Origin of the sequence: Arthrobacter sp. H20, assembly GCF_000520515.1 — a bacterium.
GTDB lineage: Bacteria > Actinomycetota > Actinomycetes > Actinomycetales > Micrococcaceae > Arthrobacter_D.
Genome location: NZ_AZRY01000186.1, coordinates 1 through 26,426 on the forward strand (window position 1 = coordinate 1; position 26,426 = coordinate 26,426).

General features: G+C 61.3%; 23 protein-coding genes, 1 tRNA gene, 2 rRNA genes and 1 pseudogene. 13 read left to right on the plus strand and 14 right to left on the minus strand.

The features are described 5' to 3' along the window. A pseudogene (locus Y703_RS22525) lies at window positions 1–278 on the plus strand (hypothetical protein); the annotation flags it as partial. Window positions 279–314: 36 nt separating this feature from the next. Here the strand turns inward: Y703_RS22525 and Y703_RS0100665 are convergent. Both Y703_RS0100665 and Y703_RS0100670 read right to left on the minus strand, forming a co-directional pair. Beyond that, window positions 315–1,715 (minus strand): hypothetical protein, encoded by a 1,401-nt coding sequence (locus Y703_RS0100665; protein ID WP_051427166.1) that lies wholly within the window; start codon window positions 1,713–1,715, stop codon window positions 315–317. Between the two features lie 94 nt (window positions 1,716–1,809). Beyond that, complete coding sequence (locus Y703_RS0100670; protein ID WP_026551197.1) at window positions 1,810–2,481, minus strand: class I SAM-dependent methyltransferase; 672 nt, start codon at window positions 2,479–2,481, stop codon at window positions 1,810–1,812. A 98-nt stretch (window positions 2,482–2,579) separates the two neighbouring features. On the opposite strand from Y703_RS0100670, the gene Y703_RS17045 reads away from it, so the two are divergent. Then, the gene (locus Y703_RS17045) at window positions 2,580–4,001 is read left to right on the plus strand and encodes a dihydrolipoyl dehydrogenase family protein (RefSeq protein WP_035763251.1); all 1,422 of its coding nucleotides are present in this window, start codon (window positions 2,580–2,582) and stop codon (window positions 3,999–4,001) included. A gap of 18 nt (window positions 4,002–4,019) precedes the next feature. Here Y703_RS17045 and Y703_RS0100680 read toward each other — a convergent pair whose 3' ends face one another. Then, the gene (locus Y703_RS0100680; protein WP_026551198.1) at window positions 4,020–4,649 is read right to left on the minus strand and encodes a CDP-alcohol phosphatidyltransferase family protein; all 630 of its coding nucleotides are present in this window, start codon (window positions 4,647–4,649) and stop codon (window positions 4,020–4,022) included. Beyond that, on the minus strand, window positions 4,642–5,322 hold the full coding sequence (locus tag Y703_RS17050; RefSeq protein WP_035763253.1) for a TVP38/TMEM64 family protein: 681 nt from the start codon (window positions 5,320–5,322) through the stop codon (window positions 4,642–4,644). The genes Y703_RS0100680 and Y703_RS17050 overlap by 8 nt, the downstream gene beginning before the upstream one ends. Window positions 5,323–5,417: 95 nt before the next feature. Here Y703_RS17050 and Y703_RS0100690 point away from each other — a divergent pair, with 95 nt between their 5' ends. Genes Y703_RS0100690 through Y703_RS17060 form a run of 4 tightly spaced genes read left to right on the plus strand, consistent with a single transcriptional unit; the run spans window position 5,418 to window position 9,383 of the window. Continuing rightward, window positions 5,418–6,671, plus strand: a complete 1,254-nt coding sequence (locus Y703_RS0100690) for an ABC transporter substrate-binding protein (protein ID WP_035763255.1) — start codon at window positions 5,418–5,420, stop codon at window positions 6,669–6,671. Continuing rightward, on the plus strand, window positions 6,668–7,519 hold the full coding sequence (locus Y703_RS17055; protein ID WP_216698832.1) for an ABC transporter permease subunit: 852 nt from the start codon (window positions 6,668–6,670) through the stop codon (window positions 7,517–7,519). The genes Y703_RS0100690 and Y703_RS17055 overlap by 4 nt, the downstream gene beginning before the upstream one ends. Continuing rightward, window positions 7,516–8,343: an ABC transporter permease gene (locus Y703_RS0100700; RefSeq protein ID WP_051427167.1), complete on the plus strand. Its 828-nt coding sequence runs from the start codon at window positions 7,516–7,518 to the stop codon at window positions 8,341–8,343. Before Y703_RS17055 ends, Y703_RS0100700 begins: the two co-directional genes overlap by 4 nt. Next, window positions 8,340–9,383 carry an ABC transporter ATP-binding protein gene (locus tag Y703_RS17060; RefSeq protein WP_051427168.1) on the plus strand — a complete coding sequence of 348 codons (1,044 nt, stop codon included), beginning with the start codon at window positions 8,340–8,342 and terminating at the stop codon, window positions 9,381–9,383. The genes Y703_RS0100700 and Y703_RS17060 overlap by 4 nt, the downstream gene beginning before the upstream one ends. Here Y703_RS17060 and Y703_RS0100710 read toward each other — a convergent pair. Next, entirely contained in the window at window positions 9,373–9,837 is a 465-nt protein-coding gene (locus Y703_RS0100710; protein ID WP_026551201.1) for a hypothetical protein, read from the minus strand. The genes Y703_RS17060 and Y703_RS0100710 overlap by 11 nt on opposite strands. 153 nt (window positions 9,838–9,990) lie before the next feature. Here Y703_RS0100710 and Y703_RS0100715 point away from each other — a divergent pair, with 153 nt between their 5' ends. From Y703_RS0100715 to Y703_RS0100725, 3 genes are all read left to right on the plus strand, one after another. Next, complete coding sequence (locus Y703_RS0100715) at window positions 9,991–10,458, plus strand: hypothetical protein (RefSeq protein WP_253907885.1); 468 nt, start codon at window positions 9,991–9,993, stop codon at window positions 10,456–10,458. A gap of 98 nt (window positions 10,459–10,556) precedes the next feature. Continuing rightward, window positions 10,557–11,255: a Crp/Fnr family transcriptional regulator gene (locus Y703_RS0100720; RefSeq protein WP_035763258.1), complete on the plus strand. Its 699-nt coding sequence runs from the start codon at window positions 10,557–10,559 to the stop codon at window positions 11,253–11,255. A 103-nt stretch (window positions 11,256–11,358) separates the two neighbouring features. Further along, window positions 11,359–11,901 (plus strand): carboxymuconolactone decarboxylase family protein, encoded by a 543-nt coding sequence (locus Y703_RS0100725; RefSeq protein ID WP_026551204.1) that lies wholly within the window; start codon window positions 11,359–11,361, stop codon window positions 11,899–11,901. 35 nt (window positions 11,902–11,936) lie between these two features. Here Y703_RS0100725 and Y703_RS0100730 read toward each other — a convergent pair whose 3' ends face one another. The 4 genes from Y703_RS0100730 to Y703_RS0100750 form a co-directional block, all read right to left on the minus strand. Beyond that, window positions 11,937–12,674 (minus strand): flavodoxin family protein, encoded by a 738-nt coding sequence (locus tag Y703_RS0100730; protein WP_081743302.1) that lies wholly within the window; start codon window positions 12,672–12,674, stop codon window positions 11,937–11,939. 949 nt (window positions 12,675–13,623) lie between these two features. Further along, the gene (locus Y703_RS0100735; RefSeq protein ID WP_155849345.1) at window positions 13,624–14,067 is read right to left on the minus strand and encodes a hypothetical protein; all 444 of its coding nucleotides are present in this window, start codon (window positions 14,065–14,067) and stop codon (window positions 13,624–13,626) included. A gap of 582 nt (window positions 14,068–14,649) precedes the next feature. After that, window positions 14,650–14,726: transfer RNA gene (locus Y703_RS0100745), tRNA-Thr, on the minus strand. Window positions 14,727–14,815: 89 nt separating this feature from the next. Beyond that, window positions 14,816–15,676, minus strand: coding sequence for a DsbA family protein (locus tag Y703_RS0100750; RefSeq protein ID WP_026551207.1), 861 nt, complete (start codon window positions 15,674–15,676; stop codon window positions 14,816–14,818). Window positions 15,677–15,805: 129 nt separating this feature from the next. On the opposite strand from Y703_RS0100750, the gene Y703_RS0100755 reads away from it, so the two are divergent. The 4 genes from Y703_RS0100755 to Y703_RS0100770 all read left to right on the plus strand — a co-directional run bounded on the left by Y703_RS0100755 (window position 15,806) and on the right by Y703_RS0100770 (window position 20,768). Then, on the plus strand, window positions 15,806–17,278 hold the full coding sequence (locus Y703_RS0100755) for an alpha,alpha-trehalose-phosphate synthase (UDP-forming) (protein ID WP_026551208.1): 1,473 nt from the start codon (window positions 15,806–15,808) through the stop codon (window positions 17,276–17,278). Further along, window positions 17,271–18,056, plus strand: coding sequence for a trehalose-phosphatase (gene otsB, locus Y703_RS0100760; protein ID WP_026551209.1), 786 nt, complete (start codon window positions 17,271–17,273; stop codon window positions 18,054–18,056). The genes Y703_RS0100755 and otsB overlap by 8 nt, the downstream gene beginning before the upstream one ends. Before the next feature lie 148 nt (window positions 18,057–18,204). Beyond that, the gene (gene ugpC / locus Y703_RS0100765) at window positions 18,205–19,293 is read left to right on the plus strand and encodes an ABC transporter ATP-binding protein (protein WP_026551210.1); all 1,089 of its coding nucleotides are present in this window, start codon (window positions 18,205–18,207) and stop codon (window positions 19,291–19,293) included. Between the two features lie 116 nt (window positions 19,294–19,409). Further along, a complete protein-coding gene (locus Y703_RS0100770) occupies window positions 19,410–20,768 on the plus strand; it encodes a DUF4032 domain-containing protein (RefSeq protein WP_026551211.1) in 1,359 nt (452 codons plus the stop codon). A gap of 32 nt (window positions 20,769–20,800) precedes the next feature. Here the strand turns inward: Y703_RS0100770 and Y703_RS20600 are convergent, their stop codons facing one another. The 5 genes from Y703_RS20600 to Y703_RS0100795 form a co-directional block, all read right to left on the minus strand. Further along, the gene (locus tag Y703_RS20600) at window positions 20,801–21,373 is read right to left on the minus strand and encodes a hypothetical protein (protein ID WP_026551212.1); all 573 of its coding nucleotides are present in this window, start codon (window positions 21,371–21,373) and stop codon (window positions 20,801–20,803) included. Window positions 21,374–21,388: 15 nt separating this feature from the next. Next, window positions 21,389–22,705, minus strand: a complete 1,317-nt coding sequence (locus Y703_RS0100780) for an FAD-binding oxidoreductase (RefSeq protein WP_051427170.1) — start codon at window positions 22,703–22,705, stop codon at window positions 21,389–21,391. Between the two features lie 56 nt (window positions 22,706–22,761). Further along, window positions 22,762–23,244, minus strand: a complete 483-nt coding sequence (locus tag Y703_RS0100785; protein ID WP_026551214.1) for an SRPBCC family protein — start codon at window positions 23,242–23,244, stop codon at window positions 22,762–22,764. An 81-nt stretch (window positions 23,245–23,325) separates the two neighbouring features. Next, a 5S ribosomal RNA gene (rrf, locus tag Y703_RS0100790) occupies window positions 23,326–23,442 on the minus strand. A 211-nt stretch (window positions 23,443–23,653) separates the two neighbouring features. Then, window positions 23,654–26,426: ribosomal RNA gene (locus Y703_RS0100795) — 23S ribosomal RNA — on the minus strand; the annotation flags it as partial.

A 26,426-nucleotide genomic window follows, 5' to 3' on the forward strand; every position in this document is an offset into this window, starting at 1 on the left:
GATCCGGCGCAGAGACTGGGAACGATCCAGTTCCCGCCCCCGCCCCCGCCCCTTCACCGCTTCCGGCGCCAGAGCCTGAACCGGCGCCTGCAGATATCGACGGTTCAGCCGATGGTCACGGAACGGCCGACGAGAGCGGCGACGGAACCGGGAGCGACGACCCCTCCAAGCCGGCTCTCGGCTGCGAGGCAGACACGTCGCCAGAGCAGTCCGAAGAGATCACGGCGACCCCCGAGACAACACCAGCCGTTGGCCCCGAGGAAGTCGCCCGGCCGTAGCTGACACCCTCCCGGAGGTTCTTCGGCCCGCACCGATCACCCGTTTTTGACTCTCAACGGGAGTAAGGTGCGCAGTTCCCTGTTCTCGGCGGGGTCCAGGACCGAGTGCTGCGTGCAGGCGGGTACCAGCTGACCCGTCTGGGGGTGGCTCATGGTGTACATGCAGGCTCCGAGCCGTTCCTGCGCTTCGCGCACCGGAGGATCGTCGCTGACCTTGCCCTGCTCCATCAGCGCCCACGCCGGCGCAACGACGTCGGAATCCATGAAGTTGTGCACAACGAATGTTCTGACACCGAGGCTTTTGCTCCGCCAGGCACGCCACAGCGCCCGGACTCCGCCGGTTCGACTGATCATTCGCCTGCCGAGCCCGGCAAGGACAAACACGTCGAGCGGGTACCGCAACACGGCGCGCAGAATACGGGCTGCGAGCACCCAGCGGGCTTGACCGCCGAAATACATGCCACCGTGATGGTTCAACAGGCGGTCGCGCGCGGCAAGGTCGGCTGAGTCTGCGGGGTCTATGACAGCCGCAAACGTACCCGACGCGGAAACTCCTATCGTGTAGCGGTTACAACGCGGGTCGCCGAACTGCGTGCCCTGCCATGGGAGTTTCTGCCCCGCGCCCTCCTCGACCCGCTCCCACACGTCGTCGATGCTGACGTCGTCGAAATCTTCCTTCCACCTGCGCTCGTCCCCCATGAATGCAGCAGGCTGAAAGGACAGCATGTTGTAAGGCATGGCAAGCACCGAACGGGTTACCTCAGCCACTTCGCCAAGGTTCGACGGCGTCACCGTCATGTTGTGCGCGAGGTAGGAGCTCACCCCATGATCCCGCCGGAGATCCTCGAACATTCCTGCGAACTTTTGCCGGAAGGGTTCAAGCTCGGCCTCGCTACGGGGCCGGACGGCACCGCGCCGTCCCCTCATCAAGGAATCAAAATGAGCCGCGAAGGACACCCGATCGAAGCGGGGCACGCCGTCCGGTGCGAGAACTACTGCCAGCAGGTAGGCATAATCAAAATCACCATGGGTCATCGACATCGGTTCGCGGCCGTTCGCTCGCATCACTTCAATTGCTGCCGCATGGTCATCCGGCTTGAGCAGGCTTACCTCACCTCCGATGAGCTGCGCATGGGCCCGTGGTCCACGTACTTGTCGAAGGTACTCCATCTGCCGTGCCACCTCACGAAGGGTGTGCTGACCGTCCACGCGCACCTGATTAGCCTCCGCTGAGTGGTAGCACGGAGAGCAGGTGAGGTTACATTTGGGGAAGACACCGTGGGTCCCCTCGCACCCGACAGCGCTGCGGCCCAGCAGCTGGTTCGGGGTTTTGACATGCTCCGGGAGGGCATCCCACCGGGCTTGCATCGCCGCACGGGACTCCGGGTGCACCGGCCTGGTGCGTGCTTCCAGTTCTCTCAGAAAGTCCAGAACCATAGGTGCCTCCATCGGCGTAAGCACTTCAGTGTGCTGCGTGGTTGCCCAGCGTACCGCGGTGGCCACCACCACAACACACAACGATAGCCTCGCGCTATCTGGGTGGCTGCAATCGGCTACCGGGACGATTCCCTACCCGGATCTGAAGGTGCTCCCCGCGTGCGGCTGCTGCCCTCACCTCGAAGCAATCGCGTTCGACTGCTGTCCAGGGATGTGCGTCGATGTCGGACCCACCCAACCAGCATGCCGCCCTTGCCAACGGGGTCATGGCAGTGAACAAACCAGACGGTTTCTGCATGTCCACCACTCCCATGACCGCGCCAGGTTTGACCAGATGGAGCATATTGGCCCAGGCGGACTCCCAATCAGCCATCAGTGAGAGCGTGTAGGTCGCTAGGGCCGCGTCCGAGTGGGGAGCGGCTCCCGAGCTGGTGATCTGATCCGCGACCTCGTGGGGAACGAGGGTGGTTGCGTCAGCTTCGAGAAGAACAACGTTCGCCCAGGAGTGACGTTCGGCGCGCCTGCGAGCCTGCGCGAGCATGTCCGGGCTCCGGTCAACTCCGATGATTCTCCCGCGCGGCCCGATGATCCGCTGCAGCCGGCTAAAGTTCAGTCCGGTTCCACACCCGAGGTCGAGCACCTGCGAGCCGGGTGCAAGACCGAACATCTCGATGCCCAGTGTGCGGCCAGCTGCGTAGACGGGATACTCCGCGGACACCACATCATAGAAGCGGGCGGCGGTGGTGTACTTGGCGATCGGGATCACTCCGTGATGTTCTCTCCCCCGCGACCTGCGGCGATGGTGTTAGTTACAGCTTAGGCTTAGGAAAGCTCCACAACAGAAGAGAATAAGGTAGGCACCCCATGGAACAGAGCAGCGAAGTCTACGATCTCTTGGTGATTGGCGGCGGAACAGCTGGTCTTGTCGGCGCGAAAACCGCAGCCCGCCTGGGCGGTCACACTGTGCTCGTGGAATCCAGCCGCACAGGTGGGGATTGCCTGTGGACCGGCTGCGTCCCCTCCAAGACCCTGCTATCTGCTGCCAAGGCGGCGAGGCAGGGCGGCACAGAACGTGATGCCACGTTCGCAGCAATCCGCAACCGTATTTCAGCTGCCATTAGGACGATTGAACCGGCCGACTCCGCGGAATCATTGGAAAAGGTGGGTGTCACAGTACTCTCCGGCGCTGCCCGCTTCACCGGACAGGGCGTCGCTGAAGTAAATGGCAAAAAGGTTCGCTTCCGCCGAGCACTGATCGCCACCGGCAGCGCTCCGGCACTTCCTGACATTCCCGGGTTGGCGGAAGCGCCGGCCGTGGTTACCTCGGAGACGGTCTGGGATCTCCCGCACCTTCCTGAGCGCCTTGTCATTATTGGGGGCGGGCCCATCGCCTGCGAGCTAGGGCAAGCTTTTGCGCGTCTCGGTTCCTCAGTTGTGATTCTGGCACGCTCCGAGATCCTCCCCAAGGAAGACCGCGACGCCGTTGCCCACGTCCGCGACAGTCTTCTCGATGACGGTGTCAAAGTTGTCGAAAACAGCGGCGCCGCCAGGGTCAGCACTGGCGATGCCACAGTCGTCCATACGACTGATGGGCAGACGTTCGACGCTGATGTAATTCTTGTAGCCGCGGGGAGGAAGGCCAGAACTGAGGGTATCGGCCTGGATTCTGTCGGCGTCCACTGCGACCCCTCAGGCTATGTGGCGGTGAATTCGGCCATGCGAACATCGAATCCGACGATCTGGGCCGCTGGTGATGTGACCCCCTATCCGGACTTCACCCACCTTGCGGGGGTGCACGCGAGCACCGCAGCGTCCAACGCGATTCTCGGGCTTCGCCGCAGCGTGAGCACTGTCCGCCCGCGCGTCACCTTTACCTCACCCGAGGTTGCCGCCGTCGGTGTGACTGAGGCAACCGCCACAGAACACTCGGTGTCGACCATTCAGCACTCCGACTCTGATCGAGCGATCGCTGAAGGGCGGACCGCCGGATTCACCAGGATTATCGTGGGCAAAGGCGGGAGGATTCTGGGTGGAACAATTGTCGGTCCGCGGGCCGGAGAGTCCCTTGCGGAGCTTACGCTCGCGGTACACCAGGGTCTGAGTACCCGAACCCTTGCGAGCGTCACCCACCCCTACCCCACTCACAACGATTCGCTGTGGAACGCAGCAGTTGCCCACGCGCGGACGGGCCTGGAGTCACCTGTGGCAAAGGTAGCGGTGAGGGCCCTGGCAGGGATCAACCGGTGGCGCGGCGACAGAATGAAGCATCTCCGCAATGCTGACTAGACGCGGATCCGATGTAGGTCAGCCCAGCGTCCGATAGCCAACGATAATTCGCTGAACTGCGCTGACCATGACCAATGCCCCCCACACCAGAGCAATCTGCCACGCCACGGCTGGAAACAGCAGCCAGAGGCTGTGGACCAGCACTGTCTCCGCTCCTTCAGCCAGACCGTCGAGAAAGGACAACGAGCGCCCGTCATCGATCTGCCGACCGTTCTTCTCCGCAATCGAGGAAAACGCCAGAAAGACGCTGCCATTGATGTAGTAGGCAAACAATACGAGCAGAAAGGGGAGCCAGGGGGCCTCAAAGCCTGCGCTGGCTCCAACAGCGACTCCGATGACAGTTGCTCCGTACACCACGAAATCAGCCGAAATATCCCAGAACCCACCCTGCCCGCCGTCGCCGGTGGATCCAGGACGTAGCGCCCGACGTCGGGCTAGCGGGCCGTCGAGACCGTCCGCCAGCCGGCACAGTAACCACGCAGCGAGGGCAGGAACCCACCATTGGGCGGCGGCGAATCCGGCGCTGGCCAGCCCGAGCAGCAGGTTCAGGCCGGTGAGGCGGTTTGGGCTGATCCACGGCACGTCGAGCGTGGACGCCGCCCGGTTCAGCAGGGGTGCCAAGCGTGGCCGCAGCCGGGCGTCAAACATCTGATCTACCGCTTTTCTGCCGGGACCGCAAAGCGACAATCGCTCCGGCAAGTGTCAGCGCGCCCAGGAGCGCCAGTGCCAGCTGCGCTGGCCAGCCAAACTCGAGACCAAAAGCGCCGAGCGCCAGATAACTCACAGTTCCGGGCAGGATACCGATCATGGTCCCAAGCAGGTAGGGCCACCACCCCAGCGCAGTGAGCCCCGCCGAATAGTTGATGGCGGTAAAGGGTAGAACGGGGATGAGCCGAGCCCCGACGACCGCCATGAATCCTCGTGTACTCAGGATGGCGTCAACCTTCGCAACCCGGGTACCGGTGAATTTTTCGACGGCTTCCCTGCCGAGCGCACGTCCAAGCCAGAACGCCGCGGAGGCTCCGAGCATGGCTGCACAGTAGACGATCACCAGTCCCGGTCCGAAGCCGAACAGCACTCCGGCAGCGATCGAGAGGACATTCTTGGGAAGGGGGGCGAGGGTCAGTGCAGCATACCCAGCCAGGAATCCCACCGGCGCCCACCAGCCAGAGCGTTGGACCAGCTCTCGCATGTCATCGACAGGCGGAATGGGTAGGCCAAGCATCGTGATCGTTGCTGCCGCGATGAGCAGGGCAAGGAGCACTGCCCTGCGGATCGGGGTCAGGAACCGGGGGCGGCCGTGCGCGTGTTCTTCCTGCATGGTGATGGGCAATCCGCTGTTCAGGTGTCTGTTCGGGCATCGGGCTGGTATCGACGATACTTGAATCTACAGATCCGACCTTCGAAGGATGACTGATGCACCGCTTTTTTGCCCCTCAAGCGCGCCGTCGTCCTGCCCTGCTGCCAGTGACCGCTATCCTCGCTCTGTTCCTCACGTCCTGCTCAGGGGCGGCCATCGAGCCGACCGAGCAGTTTGACAGCTTCGGCGAGGTTCTTTCTGCAGCGGATGGTCAGACGGTTGATCTGTGGATGTTCGGAGGAGATGCGAAAGGCAACGCCTATGTCGACGAAACCCTCGCTCCCGCAGTGCGGGAGCAGGGAATCACCCTCCGCCGTGTTCCCATCGCGGACACCCCCGACGCGCTGAATCGCGTGCTGAGCGAACTGCAGGCAGGGCGCGACGACGGTTCGGTGGACCTGGTGTGGGCCAACGGTCCCACTTTCAGCACCGGACGGCAAGCAGGTGCTTGGCGGTGTGGATGGACCGACCTTTTGCCGAACATGCAGTTCACCGACCCGGACGATCCGTTGCTTCTCGACGATTTTGGGGCACCAGTCGATGGTTGTGAAGCGCCCTGGCATAAAGCGCAGTTCACCTTTTTCTACAACTCGGACGCCATCGCCGACCCGCCGACCTCGCTCCAGGGCATCCTGGACTGGGCCGAAGCGAATCCGGGCAGGTTCACCTATCCGGGACCACCGGACTTCACCGGCAGTGTGTTCCTGCGCGAAGTCATGGTCAGTGCAGCCGGCGGCGCTGACCAGGTCCCGCTCACCTACAGCGAGCAGGCCTTCGACGACCATGCGCCCGCGGCACTTCAAGCGCTTAGGGACCTGGCGCCGTCGCTCTGGAGAGAAGGTGACACCTACCCACGTGACGAGCAAGCCCTGAACACGCTCTTCGCCAATGGTGAGGTGGACATAGCCATGACCTACGGCCCTGCCACCCTGACCGAGCTGGTGGCGTCAGGTGCCCTGCCGCCGTCGACGAAGGTCCTCACGCTGGAGGAAGGCACTGTCGGCAACGCAAGCTTCCTCGCGCTGCCGGTGAATGCCGCGGATGCCGCCGGGGCCATGGTCGTCGCCAACATTGCGCTCTCCCCCGAACAGCAAGCGGCAAAGGCGGACTTGGACATGTGGGGTCAGTTCACCGTGCTTGATACCGAACTGCTTTCCCCTGCTCAACAAAGCCTATTCGAGAGGCTCCCTGAATCACCGATTGTGCCTGACTATGAGGAGCTCTCCCGCAATACTCACGGCGAGCTGGCAGCTGAGTGGGTTCCGGCGCTGGATGAGGCCTGGCGGCAGGATATCGCGTCCGCGCCATGACTAGCCGAATGACGCCGGGCACCGGCCACGCGGCGCTCCTCGCGCTGCCGGCGGTGCTCCCCATCGTCGTCGTCCTTGCCGTTTCGCTTGTCGCCGCTGCACTCCAAAGTCTCGGTCTGATGCCGTTTATTGGCCCTCCCCAGCTCAGCGGGGATGCCTGGACCGGCGACGTCCAGACACTGGTCCGTTCAGGCCTCGCCTCCGTCTACATAGCGTCGATCTCCACAGTGCTCTCCCTGGCCGTTGGTTTTGTGCTCGCCGCCTATGTCCTCACCATGCCGCGGATGGGGCGACTAGTCGAGACATTGAGCGCCGCGACCATTCCCATCCCCCACCTGATCGGCGCCGGGGCTATTGGGTTGCTCCTCTCTGACAGCGGATTTCTTGACCGCCTGCTCGGGATGCCTGACTCCTTTCCTGCGCTGGTTGCCGGACCCGGGTTCCTGGCTGTCATCGCGGAGTATGCGTGGAAGGAGTCTGCGTTTGTGGCCTTGGTGGTGCTTGGAAGTATTTCGCGTTCCGTGGGTGATTTGTGTGACGCCGCCGCAACCCTCGGAGCGACAGCGGGCCAGCGCATCCTGAGGGTGGTCCTCCCGCTGGCTGTGCCTTCCCTGGCGATCTCAGCTGTCATCGTTTTTGTCTATACCCTCGGCTCCTACGAAGCCGCATGGCTGCTGGGACCCGTATCACCGGAGCCGCTTCCTGTGCGGGCCGTCCGGCTGTTTGGTTCGGTGGATCTCGCAGCCCGTCCCCAGGCGATGGCAACCGCACTGGTCACTGTTGCCGTCAGCGCAGTGGCAATACTCGCAGTGGTCTTCTTACTGCGGCGCTTCAGGAGCCTGCGGTGATCCCAACATTGCAGCCGGCGTCGGCGTCGATGCGCCGGACCCTTCCTGGCGGGTTCCCGATGCAGCTCATCCTGGGATTCCTGCTCATCCTATGGATCGTGCTGCCAATGGCGCCGGTATTTCTATGGTCCATTGCCGGTCAATGGCGCGCACCAGCCGTCCTGCCGTCGTCGTACTCGCTCCAGGGGTTCAGCGCCCTCATCACCCCCGACACGGCCCGGGCCGCAGCCTCGTCGCTTTCCCTCGGGTTCGGGGTTGCAATGATCGCGACTCCGTTGGGCTATCTGGGAGCCGTTGCCGTCCGCGGACTGCCTGCTGTTCCAGGCCGGGCCGTCGAGTTCGTTCTGCTTGCGCCCTTGGCCATTCCGCCGTTCGCCTTGGTCATGGGAAGCAATGTTGCCCTCCTGCGCCTCTACGTTTCGCCGACCTTCGGTGTCATCCTGGTGTTGGTGGTGACGGCACTGCCCTACACTGCTTTCATGTTCCGCAGCGCACTGGCAAGCTACGACCAGCGCTTCGAGGAGGTGGCACGTTCACTCGGCGCCTCCCCCGGCCAGGCCGCACGGACCGTTCGCTACCCGCTGCTGGCCAGCGCAGCCGCCCGGGCCTTCTTTCTGGCCTTTCTTGTCGGCTGGGGCGACTACATCGCCACCTTGCTCATCGGAGGAGGACAATTGCGCACTCTCCCGATGCTGCTCGGATCAGCTGCGTCTGCCACCGGAAACGAACAGCTCACCGCAGCGCTTTCCCTGACCATCATCGTGCCCCCGCTGATCCTGCTGGCAGGACTTACCCTGCCCGCCCGGGTAAGGGGGCGACAGTGAGTTCCAGCCTCGAGTTCGCCAGCATCTCACGGTCTTTTGGGAACACGGAGGTGCTCCATCAGGTATCACTGACGGTTGAACCGTCATGCTGCGTTGCCCTGCTGGGGGCCTCCGGCAGCGGGAAGTCAACCCTCTTGCGGATCGCCGCCGGGCTGGACCAGTCATCCTCCGGGCAGGTCCTGGTGGATGGCGAGAACGTCAACGGCGTTCCATCGGAACAGCGGGGCATTGCGCTGGTGTTCCAGAAACCGCTGCTCTTTCCCCACTTGACGGTGGTGGATAACGTGGCATTCTCGGCCAGGATGGCGGGACAATCACGCAAGGCAGCGCGCCAGCATGCCATGTCGTACCTGGAACTCGTCCATCTGTCGGCAGTTGCGCACCGTTCACCAGGAAGACTCTCAGGAGGACAGGAGCAACGCGTCGCGTTGGCCCGCGCGCTGGCGAGAAACCCCCGCATTCTCTTGCTCGATGAACCATTCAGTTCCCTCGATTCCCGTTTGCGGGAGGATATGCATTTGCTGGTGGAGGATATCCGCACCGAACTTGCCCCCACGATTGTTCTGGTCACCCACGACCGACGGGAAGCGTCGGCTCTTGCGGATTCGATCGCGGTCCTGGACAACGGGAGGATCCTTCAGCACGGGCCGGTGGCGCAACTGCACTACCAACCTGCAACGCTGGCAGTCAACCGAATCCTGGGAGGCCTCAACGCGGTGCCGGGCGAGCTGATTGGAGACGTCCACCACTCGGCGCTCGGCCGAATCGCAGTGCAGCCCGGATTGGTCAATGGCCCCGCTTTCCTGACCGTGCGTCAGGAAGCAATCAGGATCGTCGCGCCAGGAGACGGAACGGCCACGGGATGCGTGACGGCGCTGAAATCGCTGGGCGCCCACACACTGGTCCACATTGCTCTCTCAGGAGAGAGCGGACCATCGGAGACGCTCACCGTCGAGGTCCCGGGAGACCCCGGGGTAGCCGTTGGACGGTCCATCGGTTTGCGTCCCACCGACGGGTGCGGATGGGCCGTCACCCGGTAGCGCCGGCTGTCCGGATATTGGGCGAGCCGGCAGCGCGGCGCCAGGGTGGCATGCTGAGAAGAAAAACAATACTGGCGATCACCACGCCCGCAGCGAAGATGGTCACCAGATGAGTGGCCAGTGCGGTGCCGTTGTACATGGTGCCCCCTACTGCCAGCAGTGATCCTGCCAGCAACACCAGCGCGGCCCAATGCTGCCGACGTAATCCGGCGAGGACCAACAGTGCTGGAACCAAGTACCAGATCATGCTAGCCGTGCCCATCGAATTGATCTGGCTGATCGCGCCGTCGGTGCCGGGCAACGAGGCAACCACCGCGCTAAAGAACATTGATGCACAGTGCAGGATCAGTCCCAGAACGCCCAGAAGCGTCAGCACGAGATCCACAATGGTCAGCCGCTGGGCGAACCGCCTCACCGGCAGCCCAGGTGATAGCAGCCGCAGAACCAAAAGCACAACGGCGATTCCGCCAAGCGTCAGGACGAAGGAAGTAGACCTTAGTTCACCCTAGCCTCGGAGTCGTGGCCCTACTGTGTCCCAGATTGCAGAACTATCAGTCCGACGCGGTCTACGGTCGTTGTATATCGGCGACTGGAAAGGAAAACTGACATGAATTCGGCACACAGCACTGCGACGGCGAAAGGGCACACAGCCGCAACCAGCACCTCCATGGTGACCCGGTTGATGGCTGGATTGATCGGGGGCCTTGCTGGCGGGATCGCCTTCGGGCTCCTGATGGCGGTGATGGGCATGCTGCCGATGATTGCCTCACTGGTCGGTTCCACGTCGGCGGCTATAGGATTCGTCGTTCACCTTACGATCTCGGTGCTGATCGGACTTGCGTTGACAATACCGGGCGCTGGACTGTTGAAGAGAAGTCCGGTGATCAGCGCCGTCGTGGGCGCCGTCTACGGAATGGTGTGGTGGGTGCTCGGACCGCTTCTAATTATGCCGGCGATGATGGGTATGCCAACTTTCACCCTAGACCCAGCCTCCGGCGCCTCACTGATGGGTCATGTGGTCTATGGGCTTATTCTGGGATTGGTCGCGGCGATGGTCATCCGACGCCGCCGGTGACGACGCCAAGGCTGAACGTAGCATGCTCGACCACGATTCTGTCCGCGACCACCCTGCCCACGAAAGCGTGGGCACCACACGAACAGGAGAATGAGCCTTTGGCCGAGACTGGAGAGCCCTTCAGCTGCCTGAACGCAGTCGAACTCTTCGCTGACCTCACCGCCGAAGACCTGGCGGAACTTGACCGGGTGTCCCCGCCCCGGCTCTTTCACGGTGGTGAACTTGTCTTCAGCCAGAGCCAACCAGTCAGCGCCCTGTTCATCCTCAAAGCCGGACGAATCCGGATCTTCCGGGTTGCCGAGGACGGACGAACACTCACCATTGCCATCCTGGAACCGGGAGCCGTGTTTGGTGAGATGCTCCTCATGGGCATGCAGATGTACGACAACTATGCCGAAGCTCTCGAAGAATCAACTGTGTGTCAACTGAGCGCTGCTGACGTGGAGGATCATTTCCTCTCCAACCCGAAACTGGCAGTGAAGATCTCCCGCCTCCTTGGCGAGCAGGTGGCAAGGCTGGAGGAACGCCTCACCGACATGGCACTCCGCCCACTCTCCGCCCGCACCGCAGCAACCCTGCTCAAACTCGCCGAAGCAGCCCCCCGCAGCCGATTCACACATTCGACTTCGATAAAGCTGACCCACGAACAACTGGCAGGACTACTCGGCGCAACACGTGAGGCAACCAGCAAAACCATGTCGGACTTCGCCACCCGGAACCTGATCAAACAAGGCAGGGGCCGGATCATCATCGAGAACGTCGACGGACTGCGCGGCATCTCCCGCGCTACCTTTTGAGTCCTATTCCGACACCTCGCCGCGGCCTCGAGTGTCATGCTGACGAACGCCCGCACCACACCGGAAGAAATTCCCAACAATCCCAACGACAGAAGGAATACTCATGACCCGTATTACCGTCCATACCCCTGAAACCGCCCCGGGGGAGAGCCGCAATGAACTCGGCGCCCTCGATCAGAAATTCGGAAAAGTCCTCAACATCCACGGCGCAATGGCACACTCCCCAGTTGTACTCCAGTCCTATGTGGCGCTCCAACAGGTAATCGGCGACTATGGGACCTTCGATGCCCGTACCAGGGAAGCCATCGCGCTGGTGGTCGGCAATGTGGACGAATGCACCTATTGCCAGTCCGCGCACACCATGGGAGCCACGTCTGCCGGTCTCAGCCTGGACCAAACCATCGCGATCCGTCAGGGCGAGATCGACTTCGATGACAAACTCGCGACCCTGCTGGAGTTGACCCGCCAAGCCACCGCAAACAAGGGTGCGGTGAAGGACGCGGACTGGGAATCCGCTTTGGAGGCTGGGTGGACCGACGTGGAACTAACAGAACTGTCCACCCATGTGGCGTTGAACCTATTCACTAACTATTTCAACCACCTCGTAGAGACCGATCTGGACATCCCAGCGGCTCCAAGCCTCTAAATCCAGGTGGGCCCTGCCGTTGGTTCCGGCGGGGCCTACCTATACTCCGGGTTAGCTTCCAAACCAAACCTGTTGCCGTTACTCCATGCCTTGGGAAGGTTGCCCCAAGCTGGAATACCACCCGCCGTTTTCAATATGCGTGCCATATGAAGCAGGTTCCAGGTCATGAACGTGGTGTTGCGATTAGTGAAATCGTTCTCCGGTCCGCCCGAGCCCTCATCCAAATAACTGGGACCGGGCCCCACCTCTCCGATCCAGCCCGCATCCGCTCCCGGTGGTATGGTCAGGCCGATGTGCTGAAGGCTATAGAGAATATTCATTGCGCAATGCTTCACACCGTCCTCGTTTCCGGTGACTAGTGCGCCGCCGACCTTTCCGTAATAGAGATACTGCCCGCGGGAGTTCGTCATCCCTGACATCGCATAGAGCCGCTCAATGATCTGTTTCATCACCGAGCTGTTGTCTCCGAGCCAGATAGGACCCGCGAGAACAAGAATGTCGGCTCGTTCGATCTTCTTGAAGATCGCGGGCCAGGCGTCTTCCTCCCAGCCGTGACTTGTCATGTCAGGGTAGACCCCTGTCGCCACTGGGTGATCGATGGGGCGCACAATTTCAACTTCCACCCCGTTCCCCCGCATCAGGTCGGCGCTGAGGCTGATGAGACCCGAGGTATGGCTCAACTCCGGGCTGCGCTTCAAGGTGCAGTTGACGAATACTGCCCTTAGTCCGCTGAAATCGTCGACGCCGGTGGCGGTCATTCCAGTATCACTCATGTGCAAGCTTCCTATCCAGATGATAAAAAATACTCTTCTCCGGTTGTTCCGCCGCGACGCCTAGCATTGGGTCGCGGTGGACTTGCCACACCGGAAACTTCCGAAATATCGGGCGCGGCCTGAGGACCCGATGACTAACCATAGGCCAGGAAACCTGGCGCAGCGGTTCTCGCTCTCGCGACGTCGCCGAGTGGCCTGGCTACTTGTATCTCGAGGGTTGAAAGACGAGTATCGCCTACTCGTGACGCGACCGACGGGGCCTCGTAGTGTCTTTTCATGACAAACATGGATCACAGCTGCCAGTGTTGCGGTGAATTGGTTGACGAAGTCTTTTGCGAGGACTGCATCAAGGAAGCTGGCATAAAGGAAGCTGCTTAGCCGCTTGCTTCAACACTCCTAGACTGACGCTTGGCTACCTGCCCGGATGTTCGGTCGCTGTGACGGCGAAGATGCACTCGACGCCGCCTGTCTTGTCAGCCTGGAGCTTGCTTCCGGCACCGGCGCTAACTGCAGGTAGACGGTGGCCCCAGTGCGATCCCAGCCAGCGCACCCAGCAGGGCGCCCCACAGCTGTCGACGGTACGCTCCCCGTTTCGGTGCCGGGGACGGTGACTCTTCCATAGGTTCCCTCTACAAAAAATCTCTGGCGAATATCGCTTATATCTGAGTCAACGTATGGTGCCCCGGCAACATCTGGATAGAGTCGAACGACCCACTCCGACTACGAGGTGCTGGGGCGCCCGGGCCCGAGAATAACCGCCGATTCTGAAGCCCGGTCCACTCCGGAAGCAGCATGCAGTAGCTTGGGCCCCTTCCACGGGAACGGGGACCCCATTAATAAGTCCATTCGCATTGCCCGGACGCCGCATGGCGCCCCAGTGACGTCGATGTGGCGGGAACGGGTCAACGAGGACTGCCTGGATCTGGGCTTTGACCTTCGTGGTTGAGGGTCAGGGACACGAATCTTTCGTCATGGTCATTTTAATTCGCGCGTCAGTGACGTTGATGTCTGGCCACTCTTCATAGCGCACATCAATTCCCGATGCAGTTCCCTGGCGGACATCGGCGGGGATTGATACTGCGGTCACGACGTTGACCTGTTCCCCTGCGGCGATGACATAGCCTTCAGCAGGTACGGCCAGGTCCAGTATGGCTCGGACCTCGGGGTCAATTGTTAGCGTCGAGCTCACGCCGAGGGCAGTGCCTGAGCCCGTCGTCATCGGGATGATGTAGGCGTCCTCTACAACCATGTCTTTGGCGTCCAGCAGCATCACCTCAGTGACGGTCGCCGGCTGGTCGCCGTCGTTGGTGATTACCTCACCGACGACGGCCTTTCCTTCGCTTGGAGGCACGTCCACGAAGCACATTTCGTCAGTGCCCCCATCAGTAAGCACGCTGGAGTATCCCGGGCTGACGGAACAGCCAGCCCCTGCCAGTAGGAAGGCAAGTGCGAGAAAGATGGTCGCACTGTTCCGCTTCGAATACATTCGGCCCTCGGTTCACGATTGTTGCGAGGTTTCAGTCTTTCCAACGACTCTGTTGAATGACATCGATCTCGGCCCCGGCCCAGACGCGCCGCTTCACGAATCTAAACACTCCGAGGTGGCTTGCGCAAGAGCTCAATTCGCCAGGTCCCGCTATCCCGCAACGCCAGAATCAGGTGCGGACCCGGTAGGCGACCACAATCAGCCAGAGGCCACCGGCGACGATGCTGCGGACGATATTCCAGAACCAACCGGTGTGCGTCCTCCTGGCCATGACGGCCTGGTTGGCGGTGCGGGATTCAACGGCCCAGCCCGGGTGACGTAGTCGGCGACGGCGGCGTCCAGCTGCGCGCGGAGCTCCGGAGCCCCTGCGATCTCGCTTGCGGAAAGGGCCCCCTCAACGGGCCGTCGAACACGCGAGTCCGCTGGCCGTATCTGCTCGGGCTGGTCTTAGCCCCCTGCTTGGCGTATTGCCTAGTCAGAAGTGGTTGCTGGAGCCTCCTGCCGGATTCGAACCGGCGACCCCCTGTTTACAAGACAGGTGCTCTGGCCAACTGAGCTAAGGAGGCGTACTGGCGGAACCAGCGCGCGCCGTCGTCGTATGAAACCGATCGAATGCGCAAAGACAAGATTAGCCCAGCCACGCCGTGAGCGAAAACTAGCCCTTCGCGTCGATCTTTTCCTGAGTGAACTCAGCGAAGTTATCGATGGCTTCAGGCACCGCTTCGCCGTCAACGTAAATGGTCGGGGTACCGGAGATGCCGTCCAGCTCCGCTGCCGCGGTGGTGAAGTTGACCCAGGGTCTGAAGGTGCTCTCGGACAGGCAGGTGGAAATGTCAACCGCGCCGACCGACGACGCAAGGGTGGCCAGCCCGTCGTCGTCCAGTTCACCGTTCTCATAGTTCGCGAACAGTCCTGCGGAGTAGTCGAAGTACGCCTCAGGGGACTCCTCCGCAACGCAGGCGAGCGCGTTTGCACCACGGGAGGAATAGTCTGTCGAAGAGTTGCGATCCAGGTACGCCAGATTGCGGTGCTCCATGGTGATCTCCCCGGCGTCGAGCCATTCCTGGATCTGATCGGCATGAGTGCTCTCGAACTCAGCGCAGAACACACAGTTCACATCGACATAGGAGACCACTTGGACCGGCTCGGAAGCTGCGGCGGCGATACCCGGGGGAAGTTCACCAGCTGCCCGGGGCTCCGAGGGCAGGCTCCCCAGATCAACAGTCCCCGTTTCGAAGGACTCCACCTCGGTGCTCGACGTCAGGACAATCCCCCCATGCTCGTTACCGCCAGCAGGCGCTGGTCCAGCATCGGGCACCTGTCCCCTGACTGTGTTCACGACGATCAGGCCGACCACCACCAGAATAGCGACCACCGCGGCCACGACACCCCAGCGAATTAGCAGACCCTTCCGCTTCTCCTGCCGCTCCTGCGCCTCCCGGATCAGCCTCGCCTGCTCGCGCGCCTGCGCTGAACGCTGCGATTTGGAGGGTTTACGGCTTGAGCTGGGCGTCATCAGTCCTCGTCATGGTTGGGTACGCGTAGTGTCAAGCTTAGCGATCCATCCCCTGCCGACGGCTACCGACCAGTCGATGGCGCCCAAACGGTAAAGTACTAAGTAGGCCTACTATGTGCAGGAGTCAGCGTGTCGTCAGCTACACCCTCGTCCGACAAGACGACCTCCTACGGTGAATTCGAATTCATCGTGGTGTCCAACCGGTTGCCCGTCGACCGAGTCGCCGACAACGGCGGCGGTTCCTGGCGCCGCTCCCCCGGAGGCCTGGTCACCGCGCTGGCACCAGTGATGTCCAAAGCGGACGGCGCATGGGTGGGGTGGCATGGGGCGCCCGATGAGACCCTTGACGCGTTCGATCATGACAACATGCGGCTGGTCCCGGTTGCTCTCACTGAAGACGAGGTGGAGTTCTACTACGAGGGCTTCTCCAATGCAACGCTGTGGCCGCTCTACCACGACGTCATTGCTCCACCCGAGTTCCACCGTCACTGGTGGGACGCCTACCGTCGGGTTAACGAGCGGTTCGCCGACGCGGCTGCCGCTGTAGCCGCCAAGGGCGCTACCGTCTGGGTCCAGGATTACCAGATGCAGCTGGTCCCCAGGATGCTGCGCGCTCTCCGCCCCGACCTGAAGATCGGCTTCTTCAACCACATCCCGTTCCCGCCCCTGGAAATTTTCGCCCAGCTTCCCTGGCGGCGCCAGGTGATCGAGGGGCTTCTCGGCGCCGATCTGATCGGGTTCCAGCGCCCTAGCGACGCCAGCAACTTCCTCCGCTGCGTGCGTCGTTTCGTTGGGCACACGGTCAGGCAGCAGCAGGTACAGGTGGGAGCCGAGGAAGGCGGCCCCACTTACACGTCCAGGGCCGAAGCGTTCCCCATCTCCATCGACGTCGAGCAGATCGTCGCGCTAGCCAACCGCGAAGATATCATCGAACGCTCCAAGGAGATTCGTCGCGAACTCGGCAACCCGAAGCACATCCTGCTCGGCGTTGACCGCCTGGATTACACCAAGGGCATCGGCCATCGGCTCAAGGCGTACGAGGAGCTCCTGGCTGACGGCCAGGTCAAGGTCGAAGACGCAGCCCTGATCCAGGTGGCCAGTCCCAGCCGCGAGCGGGTGGAGCAGTACCGGCTGCTGCGCGAGGAAATCGAAGGTGCTGTCGGTCGGATCAACGGCACCTATGACACGATCCGGCACACGGCTATCCGGTATCTGCATCACAGTTACCCCGTGGAAGAGATGGTCGCGCTGTACCTTGCTGCCGACGTCATGCTGATCACTGCCCTCCGCGACGGCATGAATCTGGTGGCCAAGGAGTATGTCGCTGCCAGGACCTCCAACAGCGGCGCACTGGTACTCAGCGAGTTCGCGGGTGCTGCCGACACCCTGCGCCAGGCAGTGCTGATCAACCCCCATGACATTGACGGGCTCAAGGCCGCCATCGTGACAGCAGTCAACATGAGCTCGGGCGAATCGACCCGACGCATGCGCATCATGCGCCGCCAGGTGCTGCAGAACGACGTCGAACGGTGGTCCCAAGCTTTCCTGTCCGCCCTGCGGGCGGGCAACCACGAGAATCCCGAGGAGACACTGCATGCCTGAGAATGTGAGCGACGAGCTGCTGACCGCGCTGGAGGCGATCGCTACCGCTGATCACCTGTTAATTGCCCTTGATTTCGACGGCACCATGTCCCCGCTGGTGCAGCACGCAGCTGACGCACGGCCGCTGCCCGGCTCGGCATCTGCCCTATCGGCTCTAGGACAACTGCATGCGACGACGACGGCGCTCGTCTCAGGCCGCGCTCTGGACAGCCTGCGCGAAGTCGCGAGCCCAGACCCGGAGACCCTTCTCATCGGCAGCCACGGCGCCGAGACCTGGACCGGCCCAGATGGCGCTCCCTTGACCCTCACAGAGCAGCAAACTGATCTCCTCCGCCGGGCCACCGACGCCGTCCAGCGGGTAGTCGACACCCACGCGGGCACCGCGATCGAAACCAAGCCAGCCGGCGTCGTGCTGCATACACGAACCGCCGCCGACGACGTCGCCGCCGCGGCTACTGCGGCTGCCCGCGCGGCACTGGACCAGCTGGAGGGGGCGCACATCACCGACGGCAAACGCGTGCTCGAGACATCGGTGATCAGCGCCGACAAGGGGCAGGGCATTCGGTCGCTCAGAAAATACACTGGCGCGACCGCCGTGCTGTTTGCCGGCGACGATGTCACCGACGAACATGCCTTTGCGGCCTTGGAACCGCAGGACCTCGGGATAAAAATCGGTGATGGCCCGACGCAGGCCCGCCACCGGGTCCACTCCCCCGGTGAACTCGTCGTCGTGCTGGAACAGCTCCTCAAACTGCGCAGCGCCGGTGCGCAATCCTGATTTATCTGCCATACTCAGAACGTGTGACGCACACCACCTAAGCCATCTCCATGAGACGGGTTTTACTGATGCGTGGCACGGACAACTGAATACTCTCCATTCACAACGGATCGTCGGGCACGTACCTGCCCGTGAAAAGGAAAAACAGATGGCAACGGTAACGTTTGACCAGGCAACACGCCTGTACCCCGGGACAGATAAGCCCGCGGTGGACAAGCTCGACATCCAAATCGCCGACGGCGAATTTCTCGTCCTCGTAGGACCTTCAGGTTGCGGCAAGTCCACATCACTGCGGATGCTGGCCGGCCTCGAAGATGTGAACTCGGGACGGATACTCATCGGGGACCGCGACGTCACCGATGTTCCTCCCAAAGACCGCGACATTGCGATGGTTTTCCAGAACTATGCGCTCTACCCTCACATGTCGGTCGCTGACAACATGGGCTTCGCACTGAAGATTGCTGGCGTATCCAAGGAAGAGCGCGCCGAGAGGGTTCGTGACGCCGCGAAGCTTCTCGACCTCGAACCATACCTTGATCGCAAGCCCAAAGCGCTCTCGGGCGGTCAGCGTCAGCGCGTTGCAATGGGCCGTGCGATTGTGCGTAACCCGCAGGTCTTCCTGATGGATGAGCCCCTCTCGAACCTTGATGCGAAGCTCCGCGTGCAGACCCGCACGCAGATCGCCTCGTTGACCCGCCGCCTGGGCGTCACCACCGTTTATGTGACCCACGATCAGGTCGAGGCAATGACGATGGGAGACCGCGTCGCGGTCCTCAAAGACGGTGTCCTCCAGCAGGTCGATACGCCCCGCAACCTGTACGAGCGGCCGGTCAACGTTTTCGTGGCGGGCTTCATCGGCTCACCTGCCATGAACCTCATTGAACTCCCCGTCACAGACGGTGGAGTACTCTTCGGGGGTATCGTCTACCCGGTTGCTCACGAGGTGCTTGACGCGGCCCATGGTGGAACCGTCACCCTGGGTGTGCGGCCGGAAGACCTGCAGGTCGCCGAAGACAACCAGGGCCTCCAGGTCGAGGTTGATGTCGTCGAAGAACTCGGCGCCGACGCCTACATTTACGGCCACGCCACCCTGGATGGGACGAACCACGATATCGTGGCACGGGTCGATGGCCGGCGCCCCCCAATGAAGGGTGACACCATCTACGTCAAGCCGGAGAAGGGCCACGTGCACCTCTTCGACATCAAAGACGGGCTGCGCCTGGCAGCCCACGTCTAGCCTGCCTCCGCTGTCCCAGCGGAACTGAGCCGAGTACGGTGGTCTGTGGATTGACTTTAGATCCAGGGGCCGCCGCACTTCGTTAACAGGTACACAGTTACAACAAAGGGCAACACATGAACGCTGCGCCAGACGCCGAGTGGCACGACGAACCCACCGACTGGGATCAGCCGGGCAAGCTGCCCCGCACCAAAGATGCGCCGGACCCCGGCACCCTGGGTTCCCTGAACATCACTGCCGCAGCAACAGACCCCGAGTTGCTGGACCTTCCGTGGCACATTGGTCTGGAAGAGTGGCCGGCCCAATATCTGGCGGCCTTGCCCCGCGGTATCTCCCGGCACGTTGTGCGCTTCGCCCACCTCGGGGGATCAGTCATCGCGATCAAGGAAACCAGCGAGCACGTCGCCCGGCATGAGTATCACATGCTGCGGAAGCTGCGCCGCCTCGATGTGCCGAGCGTTGAACCGGTCGCAGTCATCACTGGCCGCAAGGCCAGGGACGGGACTGACCTCGACACGGTGCTGGTAACCCGGCATCTGAAGTTCTCAATGCCCTACCGGGCGCTCTTCTCCCAGACCCTCCGCCGGGATACCCTCACCCGCCTCATCGATGCCCAGGCGCTGCTCCTGGTCCGGTTGCACCTGATCGGGTTCTTTTGGGGGGACGTTTCCCTCTCCAACACGCTGTTCCGCCGTGATGCGGGAGCCTTCGCTGCTTACCTCGTTGATGCTGAGACGGGCGAGCTTTACCCAGGGCTGTCATCTGGACAACGGGAGTACGACCTTGAGATTGCCCGGGTGAATATTGCGGGCGAGCTAATGGACCTCGCTGAGGGTGGACTGATCGAGGAGAAGATTGATCCCCTGGCGACCAGTGAGCTCATCATGGACAGCTACCGCAGGCTCTGGGCAGAATTGACCGATCAGGAATCCTTCGACCTCAACGACCGATGGAGGGTCAACGCCCGGATCCGTCGGCTTAACGAACTGGGCTTCGACATCGAGGAATACGCCATCGAGACGGAAGCCAAAAGCTCGCAGATCAAGCTGCAGCCCAAAGTGGTCGACGCCGGGCACCACAGCCGGCGGCTATTGCGGCTCACCGGACTGGATGCCCAGGAGAACCAGGCCCGACGTCTCCTCAACGATATGGACGCCTACCGCGCGGACAACAACCCCGATGTCGACGAGGAACTCAGCGCACACCTCTGGGTTACCCAGGTCTTTGAGCCGATTGTCCGGGCTGTCCCACGGGAGCTCGGCCGCAAGCTGGAACCGGCCGAGGTAGTGCACGAGGTCCTAGAACACCGCTGGTACATGTCTGAGGAGCAGGACCGGAACGTGCCGATGGCTGAGGCCGTCCAGTCCTATCTCGATTCGATCCTGGTTCACCGCCGCGACGAGGCTGCCATCATCCTCACCGCCGACACGAAGACCATGGACATCCTCGGCAGTGGAGCCCTCGAGTCCCCCTGACCAATTCGTCCCAACGCAGTTGGGTTAGAGCCCTACGGACAGGTTATTTCAGTGCCTTCATACTGGTGGACACCGGTCCCCAGGTCCGCGCACACTTCAGCAAAGAAACTAACTCCGGCAATGATGGCCACGACAGCGATCACGCCGGTAATCACCCCAATGGCGCCAATGATAATTCCGGCCAGCGCAAAGCCATTGCCCATCCGCGCTTTACGCGATTTCACCATGGCGACGATGCTGATGATCAGGCCGACTACCGAAATCGGCCATATGATCGAGCAGATCATTCCCACGATCCCAAGGGTCTTCCCCGGGTTCTCGGTCGGCTGCCCATAGCCAGGACCGGCCCCATAGGGTCCCTGCCCGTAGCCGCCCGGCTGGCCGTAAGGAGCCTGCTGAGTGGAAGGCGAAGACTGCTGCCCATACGGGGTGGGCTGGCTGTCGGGTGCGGGCTGCTGCCATTGCTGGCCCGCTGGGTACTTCTTCGGATCATCGCTCTGGTTGCCGCCCGGCTGGTTGGGCTGGTTGCCTGGGTAGTTCTCCGACACGTTAAGTCCCCATTCATTGTTGTGGTGCTGCCCACTGACAGCCAATACAGCACTCATTCTATCCACCCATTGCTAGGCTCTGGCGGTGATTGCCTTACCCGGGTTGAGGATGCCACGTGGGTCGAATAGATCCTTGATCTGTCGTTGCAGCTCAAGGACCTGTTCCCCCTGCTCCCACGGAAGCCACCTCAGCTTGTACTGACCCACGCCGTGTTCACCGGTGATGGTGCCGCCCAGCTCGAGGGCCAACCGCACCGATTCATCAAGCGCGAGTTCCAGTCGGGTCATTCCCTCCTCACCCTCGACGGCCGATACCCAGAACGTTGGGTGGAGGTTGCCGTCACCGGCGTGAGCCACCACCTTCAGGAGCACCGAATGCTCGGCTGCCACCCTTTCCAACTGAGCGATGTAGTGCACCAGTTGCGACCGCGGCACTGCAACGTCCTCACCGACCCTGAATTCGTCGTCGACCTCGTCCCCCCGGCTATGCCGTCGAAGATCGATCAGCCGCGCTGCCTCGCTAGCGTCCTGGGCGTCCACCGTCCCGCCCAGCGAGGTCAGAACACCGCGGACGACGACGGCTTCCGCTTCGGCGCCGAAGCCGTCGGTCTGGATAAGGAGCAGCGCGCCTCCCCGTTCACGCAGATCTGAGCCATGCACGCCGTCGAGCGCCGCGAGGGTCATCCCATCGAGCAGTTCCATGATCGCTGGCTGAACCCGAGCCTGGCCAACAGCAAGGACCCCTGCTGCTGCGGCCTGCACATCGGGAAAGAAGGCAGCGAGAGTCTGTTCGCTGTGCGGCAGGTATCTCAACCGCACAGTGATACCGACGACTATTCCCAGCGTTCCCTCGGAGCCTACAAACAAAGAGGTCAGGTCATACCCGGCCACCCCCTTGAAAGTCTGCACACCGGTGTGGATCAACGTCCCGTCGGCCAGAACAACGTCAAGGGCAAGGATAGAGTCTCGGGTTACGCCATACTTGGCGCACCGCAGCCCGCCGGCGTTGGTTGCGACATTCCCGCCAATGGTTGAGATCCGATAACTCGCCGGATCCGGGGCATACATGAGGCCATGGCTAGCAGCAGCGGCGTTGAGGTCGGCGTTGATCACCCCAGGTTCCACCACCGCGGTCTCATCAAGCGGCCTGAGATCCAGGATCCGGTTCATCCGCTCAAGATTCAGAACAAGGCACCCAGCCGTCGCGTGTGCGCCACCAGATACGCCAGTGCCCGCTCCCCGCGGGACTACATCCACCTGATGGGTATAAGCCCACCGGAGGATCAGCTGCACCTGCTCGGTGCTCTCCGCCCAGACAACTGCCGATGGCAAAGCGAACTCGACGATCGGACCCTGGTCACGGGCATAAGGCTCGACATCGGAAGGCATCGATACCACGGCGGCTGCTGGCAGGAGCCCTGCTAGTTCAGCAACCAATGCCTCGTTCATGGGGTACCGCCCATGAATCGGCAGAACTTCTCCAGGGCAAGCGGCCAGAAGGCCTCATAGATGGCTCGGTCCTCCCTGGAGGACGCCTCAGCGGTCCAACCACCGTGAACAAGTGACACCCGGCTACCGCTGTCGGCATCATCATGGAAGACGATAGTCACCTCGGTGGGTACGCCCCCGTCGGGTTGGTGGCGCCAGATCATCTCAAGTCGCCGACCGTCGTCGGCACGGCTAACTTCGGCCCACACTGCCTCCTCGTCGTCGGTGGACGTTTCGACCAACGCCCTATTTTCTAGGTCGAAGAAACTCTCCGAACCCCAGACGCTGAGTTCGCCAGCAGGCCACCACAGGTGGATGTGCTCTGAGAAACCCGCTGCCGCGTGCTCAGGTGGCACTGGAACCGTGATGCCAAACTCAAGAGCGGCTAACCGATCTGGGGCCGGTTGCGGTGGGGACGCGTCTGAGAACAAGTCAGTCATACCAGCGACTTTACCGGGTGTGTGGGTGGGGGGTTTAACGGTGAAAGGCCCCACCGTGGGTGGGGCCTTTCGTTAATGGTTGTCCGGCGGTGTCCTACTCTCCCACACTCTCTCGGGTGCAGTACCATCGGCGCTGTGGGTCTTAGCTTCCGGGTTCGGAATGGGACCGGGCGTTTCCCCCACGCTGTGACCGCCGTAACCCTGTGTCCCTGGTCCCCGGGGGTGTTCGTGAGAACACTCCCCGGGGGTGGGAAATTTGTGGTTACAACTTGTGTATGTAGTTGTGTGTTCCAGTGTTGTGCTGGATGGTTCCTGTTGTTGGTTGGGAACCGCATAGTGGACGAAAGCAGCATATCTTTACACTCACCGTGGTGTGAACGTCTTTTGACGCCGTTCACTGGTGGTGTGTGTGGTGTAAGTTATCGGCTTATTAGTACCGGTCAGCTTCACAAGTCGTTAGTCCTTGCTTCCACGTCCGGCCTATCAACCCAGTGGTCTGGCTGGGGGCCTCTCACACAAATGTGTATGGAAATCTCATCTCGAAGCAGGCTTCCCGCTTAGATGCTTTCAGCGGTTATCCCATCCGAACGTAGCTAATCAGCGGTGCACTTGGCAGTACAACTGACACACCAGAGGTTCGTCCGTCCCGGTCCTCTCGTACTAAGGACAGCCCTTCTCAAATTTCCTGCGCGCGCAGCGGATAGGGACCGAACTGTCTCACGACGTTCTAAACCCAGCTCGCGTACCGCTTTAATGGGCGAACAGCCCAACCCTTGGGACCTACTCCAGCCCCAGGATGCGACGAGCCGACATCGAGGTGCCAAACCATGCCGTCGATATGGACTCTTGGGCAAGATCAGCCTGTTATCCCCGAGGTACCTTTTATCCGTTGAGCGACGGCCATTCCACAATGTACCGCCGGATCACTAGTCCCGACTTTCGTCCCTGCTTGAGATGTCTCTCTCACAGTCAAGCTCCCTTGTGCACTTACACTCGACACCTGATTGCCAACCAGGCTGAGGGAACCTTTGGGCGCCTCCGTTACTTTTTAGGAGGCAACCGCCCCAGTTAAACTACCCATCAGGCACTGTCCCTGACCCGGATTACGGGCCGAAGTTAGATATCCAGTATGACCAGAGTGGTATTTCAACGATGACTCCCCCTGAACTAGCGTCCAGGGTTCACAGTCTCCCACCTATCCTACACAAGCCACACCGAACACCAATACCAAACTATAGTGAAGGTCTCGGGGTCTTTCCGTCCTGCTGCGCGTAACGAGCATCTTTACTCGTAGTGCAATTTCGCCGAGCTTATGGTTGAGACAGCGGGGAAGTCGTTACTCCATTCGTGCAGGTCGGAACTTACCCGACAAGGAATTTCGCTACCTTAGGATGGTTATAGTTACCACCGCCGTTTACTGGGGCTTAAATTCCCAGCTTCGCACCCCGAAGGGCACTAACCGGTCCTCTTAACCTTCCAGCACCGGGCAGGAGTCAGTCCGTATACATCGTCTTGCGACTTCGCACGGACCTGTGTTTTTAGTAAACAGTCGCTTCCCCCTGGTCTCTGCGGCCCCACAACGCTCACGACAGCTAGTGCCGGTCACGGGTGAGGCCCCCCTTCTCCCGAAGTTACGGGGGCATTTTGCCGAGTTCCTTAACCATAATTCTCTCGATCGCCTTAGTATTCTCTACCTGATCACCTGTGTCGGTTTGGGGTACGGGCGGCTAAAACCTCGCGCCGATGCTTTTCTAGGCAGCATAGGATCACCGGATCCCCGCATAACGGGGCCCATCGGGTCTCAGAGACGGTATCAAAACCAGGACCACGGATTTGCCTATGGTCCCTCCTACATCCTTAGACCGGGGCAACCATCGCCCGGCCCGGCTACCTTCCTGCGTCACACCTGTTAATACGCTTACCTCCCAGGATCAGGTCCCGCGCTCCACCAAAAACTACGTCACCCTAAAAGGGTGGGTAATCAGGTATTGGGCGGTTAGTATCCCCTGCTCAGTATGGGCGGTTTTTCGCCGGTACGGGAATATCAACCCGTTGTCCATCGACTACGCCTGTCGGCCTCGCCTTAGGTCCCGACTTACCCAGGGCAGATTAGCTTGACCCTGGAACCCTTGATCATTCGGCGGACGGGTTTCTCACCCGTCTTTCGCTACTCATGCCTGCATTCTCACTCGTGTAGGCTCCACCGCTGGTTTACACCGCGACTTCACCGCCCACACGACGCTCCCCTACCACTCCAGACGCCTGAACTCAGGAGAACACGTCTCCGGCTTAGCTATCATCTGAAATCCACAACTTCGGCGGTGTACTTGAGCCCCGCTACATTGTCGGCGCGGAATCACTTGACCAGTGAGCTATTACGCACTCTTTCAAGGATGGCTGCTTCTAAGCCAACCTCCTGGTTGTCTTCGCAACTCCACATCCTTTCCCACTTAGCACACGCTTAGGGGCCTTAGTTGGTGGTCTGGGCTGTTTCCCTCTCGACTATGAAGCTTATCCCCCACAGTCTCACTGCTACGCTCTCACTTACCGGCATTCGGAGTTTGGCTGACGTCAGTAACCTTGTAGGGCCCATTAGCCATCCAGTAGCTCTACCTCCGATAAGAAACACGTAACGCTGCACCTAAATGCATTTCGGGGAGAACCAGCTATCACGAAGTTTGATTGGCCTTTCACCCCTACCCACAGCTCATCCCCTCCATTTTCAACTGAAGTGGGTTCGGTCCTCCACGACGTCTTACCGTCGCTTCAACCTGGCCATGGGTAGATCACTTCGCTTCGGGTCTAGATCACGCCACTCACTCGCCCTATTCAGACTCGCTTTCGCTACGGCTTCCCCACACGGGTTAACCTCGCGACGTAACACTAACTCGCAGGCTCATTCTTCAAAAGGCACGCCATCACACCACCACCCCCGAAGGGATGACAACGCTCTGACGGATTGTAGGCACACGGTTTCAGGTACTGTTTCACTCCCCTCCCGGGGTACTTTTCACCTTTCCCTCACGGTACTTGTCCGCTATCGGTCATCAGGGAGTATTTAGGCTTACCAGGTGGTCCTGGCAGATTCGCACGGGATTTCTCGGGCCCCGTACTACTTGGGATACTCTCCAAACGGCAGCACGCATTACGGTTACGGGACTTACACCCTCTCCGGCCGGCCT

What these genes read in the sequence shown, in the direction of transcription:
- Y703_RS0100665 (WP_051427166.1), bottom strand. Translation starts at nt 1,715, where the DNA reads ATGGTTCTGGACTTTCTGAGAGAACTGGAAGCACGCACCAGGCCGGTG.
- Y703_RS17045 (WP_035763251.1), top strand. Translation starts at nt 2,580, where the DNA reads ATGGAACAGAGCAGCGAAGTCTACGATCTCTTGGTGATTGGCGGCGGA.
- Y703_RS0100680 (WP_026551198.1), bottom strand. Translation starts at nt 4,649, where the DNA reads ATGTTTGACGCCCGGCTGCGGCCACGCTTGGCACCCCTGCTGAACCGG.
- Y703_RS17050 (WP_035763253.1), bottom strand. Translation starts at nt 5,322, where the DNA reads ATGCAGGAAGAACACGCGCACGGCCGCCCCCGGTTCCTGACCCCGATC.
- Y703_RS0100690 (WP_035763255.1), top strand. Translation starts at nt 5,418, where the DNA reads ATGCACCGCTTTTTTGCCCCTCAAGCGCGCCGTCGTCCTGCCCTGCTG.
- Y703_RS17055 (WP_216698832.1), top strand. Translation starts at nt 6,668, where the DNA reads ATGACTAGCCGAATGACGCCGGGCACCGGCCACGCGGCGCTCCTCGCG.
- Y703_RS0100715 (WP_253907885.1), top strand. Translation starts at nt 9,991, where the DNA reads ATGAATTCGGCACACAGCACTGCGACGGCGAAAGGGCACACAGCCGCA.
- Y703_RS0100725 (WP_026551204.1), top strand. Translation starts at nt 11,359, where the DNA reads ATGACCCGTATTACCGTCCATACCCCTGAAACCGCCCCGGGGGAGAGC.
- Y703_RS0100730 (WP_081743302.1), bottom strand. Translation starts at nt 12,674, where the DNA reads ATGAGTGATACTGGAATGACCGCCACCGGCGTCGACGATTTCAGCGGA.
- Y703_RS0100750 (WP_026551207.1), bottom strand. Translation starts at nt 15,676, where the DNA reads ATGACGCCCAGCTCAAGCCGTAAACCCTCCAAATCGCAGCGTTCAGCG.
- otsB (WP_026551209.1), top strand. Translation starts at nt 17,271, where the DNA reads ATGCCTGAGAATGTGAGCGACGAGCTGCTGACCGCGCTGGAGGCGATC.
- ugpC (WP_026551210.1), top strand. Translation starts at nt 18,205, where the DNA reads ATGGCAACGGTAACGTTTGACCAGGCAACACGCCTGTACCCCGGGACA.
- Y703_RS0100770 (WP_026551211.1), top strand. Translation starts at nt 19,410, where the DNA reads ATGAACGCTGCGCCAGACGCCGAGTGGCACGACGAACCCACCGACTGG.
- Y703_RS20600 (WP_026551212.1), bottom strand. Translation starts at nt 21,373, where the DNA reads ATGAGTGCTGTATTGGCTGTCAGTGGGCAGCACCACAACAATGAATGG.
- Y703_RS0100780 (WP_051427170.1), bottom strand. Translation starts at nt 22,705, where the DNA reads ATGCCTTCCGATGTCGAGCCTTATGCCCGTGACCAGGGTCCGATCGTC.
- Y703_RS0100785 (WP_026551214.1), bottom strand. Translation starts at nt 23,244, where the DNA reads ATGACTGACTTGTTCTCAGACGCGTCCCCACCGCAACCGGCCCCAGAT.